The sequence below is a fragment of the Frankia sp. CcMO1 genome (assembly GCF_977945845.1).
The window spans coordinates 1-4,158 of record NZ_CDWTMG010000329.1 but is presented as its reverse complement, the minus strand read 5'-3'; the positions used below and the strand labels follow the sequence as shown (position 1 = coordinate 4,158).

At 72.3% G+C, this 4,158-nt stretch carries 4 protein-coding genes; all 4 read right to left on the bottom strand.

The features are described from left to right. A partial coding sequence (gene hemG, locus AC08OU_RS23165) for a protoporphyrinogen oxidase (protein WP_476605799.1) occupies positions 1–626 on the bottom strand: 626 nt, incomplete at its 3' end. After that, complete coding sequence (gene hemH, locus AC08OU_RS23160) at positions 619–1,713, bottom strand: ferrochelatase (RefSeq protein ID WP_476605798.1); 1,095 nt, start codon at positions 1,711–1,713, stop codon at positions 619–621. The genes hemH and hemG, both read right to left, overlap by 8 nt. Then, positions 1,706–2,704, bottom strand: coding sequence for a porphobilinogen synthase (gene hemB, locus AC08OU_RS23155; RefSeq protein ID WP_476605800.1), 999 nt, complete (start codon positions 2,702–2,704; stop codon positions 1,706–1,708). The genes hemH and hemB overlap by 8 nt, the downstream gene beginning before the upstream one ends. 47 nt (positions 2,705–2,751) lie before the next feature. After that, positions 2,752–4,023, bottom strand: coding sequence for an MFS transporter (locus AC08OU_RS23150; protein WP_476605797.1), 1,272 nt, complete (start codon positions 4,021–4,023; stop codon positions 2,752–2,754). Positions 4,024–4,158 lie beyond the last annotated feature (135 nt).

Genomic DNA, 4,158 nt, shown 5'->3' with positions numbered 1-4,158 from the left:
ATAAGAGACAGGGCCCGCGCCGCACGCAGGGCCCGCAGCAGGAGGCTGCCGCGCCCGGTCTCCTGGTCGATCTGCCAGATGCGCGGCAGCAGGGCGCGAAGGCCGGTGTCGCCGGGGTCGCCGGCAGTGATGCCCTGGACGAGGGCAGCGACCAGGGTCGCGGCCGGCTCGGGGCCGAAGCGCCGCTCGACGAACTCGTGCACTGTCTCGTCCGGCCCGGGCGGACGGCGCCCGAACAGAGGCTCGGCGAGGATCCTCGCCTTCGCCCGGGCCGACAGGATCTTCGTCCGTGCCGCGGCGGGCACCGACCGGGGAACCTCGTGCAGCGCGCCGTCGAGCCAGATCCTGGTCGTGCGGGCCACCGACGGCTCGACCCGCCCGGCGATGCCCAGCTCCTCCAGGATCGTCCACGTCTCGGCGTCGGAGGCCATCAGCGCGGTGGCGCCGTGCTCGAAGGTGTACCCGCCCGTGACGGTCGTGGCGATCTGGCCGCCGGGGCGGTCGTCGGCTTCCACGACCGTGACACGTCGGTGGGGATCGGCCGTGAGGACGGCGTGGGCCAGGGTCAGCCCCGCCAGGCCCGCGCCGACCACCAGCACGTCGGAGGTCTCGTACACGTCAGGCATAGCGCGCTCCCGTTGGGTCGCCCGCCGGGTTGACGACCCGGCGGCAGGCCGCGTTCTCGCAACCCGGACAGGGCATGGGGTAGTGCGGGGAGCTGACCTCCCCGCTCTTGAGGTGATCGCTGACGACGGCGCCGAGCGCGCTCGTGAAATCCGGCCGGTCGTTCGGTGCGGGTGCGCGGTGGAAGCGCGTGATGCCGGACCGGTACGCCGTCCTGGCCAGCTCGATGTCCAGCTCCGACAGCGTCTCGATGTGGTCGTTGGTGAAGGTGACACCGACCACGAGTACGTTCTCGACGCCGCGCGTGCCCAGCTTCTCGACGACGCCGACCGTGCTGGGCCCCTGCCAGGAGACCGGGCCGACCTTGGACTGGTAGCTCAGCAGGTACGGGTTGGGAATCCGGAGTCGGTCGAGCACGGCCTGCACGGTGGCCCCCACCTGCTGCGGGTAGGGGTCGCCGCGGGCGATCACCGCGCTCGGCAGCGAATGCGCACTGAACAACAGGAACACCGAGTCTCGCTGCTCGGGATCGAACCCGGCGAGGCCGTCCCGGACGGTACCGGCGAGGGCGTCCAGATACGCGGGGTGGTCATGCCACCTGTCGATGACCGACCACTCGAACGCGGCCCCGAGTCCCTGGCGTTCCACGGCCCGCCACAGCTCGTTCAGACTGGAACCGGTGGACGTGCAGGAGTACTGCGGGTACTGGGTGAAGGCCACGGCCCTGCGGACGCCGTCGTGGAACATCCGGCGCACCGCGTCGTCACAGGTCGGTTCGCTGTAGCGGAAGCCGGCGTAGTAGCGGTGCGGTCCGGTGAGCGGGGACAGCGCGTCGAGCCGGCGCACCATCTCCTCGCCCTGGCGCCGCGTCCAGTCCAGCAGCGGGGAACCGCCACCGATATCGCGGTAGTAGCGCTGCACGGTCGGGGTCCGTATCCGGACGATCAGGGATCCCAGCACCTTCTGCACGGGCAACGAGATGATCTCCCGGTCCGCGAAGAGGCGGTCGAGGAACGGACGGACGTCGTCCAGCGTCCGCGGTCCGCCCAGGTTGAGCATGACGATTCCGACTCCGCCCTCGTCAGGCACGGCCCCGCCCCAGTCGCTGTGCCACCTCGAGTGCCCAGTAGGTCAGCACGACATCCGCACCGGCCCGCCGGATCGACAGCAACGATTCGTCGATGACCCGGTCACGGTCGATCCAGCCCTGTGCGGCGGCGGCCTCGACCATCGCGTACTCCCCCGAGACCTGGTACGCCGCAACAGGAAGGTCCACGGCCTGCGCGACACGGTGCACGACGTCGAGGTAGGACCCGGCGGGCTTCACCATGACGGCGTCGGCGCCCTCCGCCACGTCGAGCCGGACCTCGCGCAGTGCCTCGCGCCCGTTCGCCGGGTCCTGTTGATACGTCGACCGGTCGCCGAATTGCGGAGCGCACTCCGCGGCGTCCCGGAACGGGCCGTAGCAGCCGGAGGCGTACTTGGCGGCGTACGCGAGGATCGCCGTCTCACCCAGGCCGGCCGCGTCGAGCGCACGCCGGATCGCGAGAACCTGACCGTCCATCATCCCGCTCGGCGCGACGACGTGCGCGCCCGCGGCCGCCTGGCTGACGGCCACCGAGGCGTACCTCTCGAGCGTGGCGTCGTTGTCCACCGTGCCGTCAACGGTCACGACGCCGCAGTGGCCGTGATCGGTGAACTCGTCCAGGCAGAGATCCGACATGATCACGCAGTCGTCCCCGAGGTCGGCCCGCAGGGTCCGCAATGCGGTCTGCACGATCCCGTCCGGGTCGTCGGCTGCCGAGCCGCGTGCGTCCTTGACGGCCGGGACTCCGAAGAGGATCACCCCGCCCACGCCTGCGCCGGCCGCCGCCTCGGCCACCGGTCGCACACTCTCGAGCGTGTGCTGGACCACTCCCGGCATCGAGGCGATCGGCTGGGCCTGATCGATCCCCTCCTTCACGAACAGCGGCAGCACCATCTCGGCGGGCGACACCCTGGTCTCCGCCACCAGACGCCGCAGCGCAGCGGTGCGGCGCAGGCGACGCGGTCGCGGCCACTGCGGGGGGCTGCCGGGCAAGGCCTGCGCGAGTGCGCCGGACGACGGTGCGAACTGACCGGTGACTGTCACAACTTCTCTCCCTCCGCCGGCCGCCCGACCCTCCCGGAGCGGTTCACGACCGGATCGATACCGAACGCCAGGGGCACACCGAGGACGACGCAGAGCACGGCCGCGACGGCCAGCCCCCGATGCGCACTCCCGGTCGTCACCCCGTCGATGAAGTTCGCCCCCGCAAGGACGGCCCCGACGGTCGCGCCGATCAGACGCGCGGCGTTGAGCAGCGCGGACGTGCGCCCGTGTGCCGCCCTGGGGACGGCGTTGAGCGCCGCGCGCGAGGTCGGTGCGAAGAGCAATCCCAGACCCACACCGACCAGAGCCACCGGTGGCAGGCCGGCCGCGCCGCGCAACGGCCAGCCGGGTAGTCCGAGGAGGCCCAGACCGGCACCCATCGTGAGCAGGGCCGCCACGACGACTCGCCGGTCGCCGTGGCGGTCGGCGAACCGGCCGGTCCGCGGCGCGATCACCGCGATCGCCGCTGCCATGATCATGGGCGGAACCGAGGCGGCGAGCGGACCGTAGCCGTGGTGTTGCAGGTACAGCTGCGCGATCAGGAACGTCCCGATCAGGACGACGAAACTCATCCCCGCGACGGCCGTCGCAGCGATCACCGTCCGGTTGACGAGGATTCGCCACCCCGGCTGCGATGAGCCGACGGCCGGCCGGCCCGCCACCCCCGTCATCGTGGAGACGACCCACATGCACGCCAGTCCGGCCGGCACGAGCACCCACCAGTTGGCCCGCCAACCCAGCCACTGTGTCAGCGCGCCACCCACCAGCGGGCCGACGAGATTCGCCACGCCCGAGGCCGAACCGAAGATCCCGAGCGCCCGGCCGCGTCGCTCGGGCGGGAACGGCGCCACGGCGCCCGCCAGGGCGGCCGGACTCGTCAACCCGGCCGCCACTCCCTGACCGACCCTCGAGACCACGAGCAGCCAGAAGGTGGGCGCCACCGCACCGACCAGGGCGGCGGCGGCGAACAGCGCCAGGCCCACCAGGGCCACGCCTCGGCAACCATGCCGGTCCACGACCCGGCCGCCCGGGAGCAGGAAGATGGCGTACGGCACGAAGTAGGCGGCGAGGAGCAGCGCGCTCGTCTGCGGACCCAGCGAAAAGTGGTCTCCGATCCGGGGCACCGCGATGGTGATCAGCGTGCCGTCGATCTGGAGCAGCAGGGAGACCAGGGTGAAGGCGGTCAACTGCCGACTCGCGTCCCGCACGCTGCCGGCCGCCGTCAGAGGCGGTACCACCCCGACGGCTCCGCCGTCGGCGACGCTCACCGCCCGGCTCCGGCGGGAGGTGCCACCGAGGGCCGCTGGGCGTGCAGGGCCGCCACGGCGAGCCGGTGGCCGAGCTCGGGGCCCCGCTCCGGAGCCGACCGGCCGGCCAGGCGAAGCGGCTCGCCGTCCTCGGGC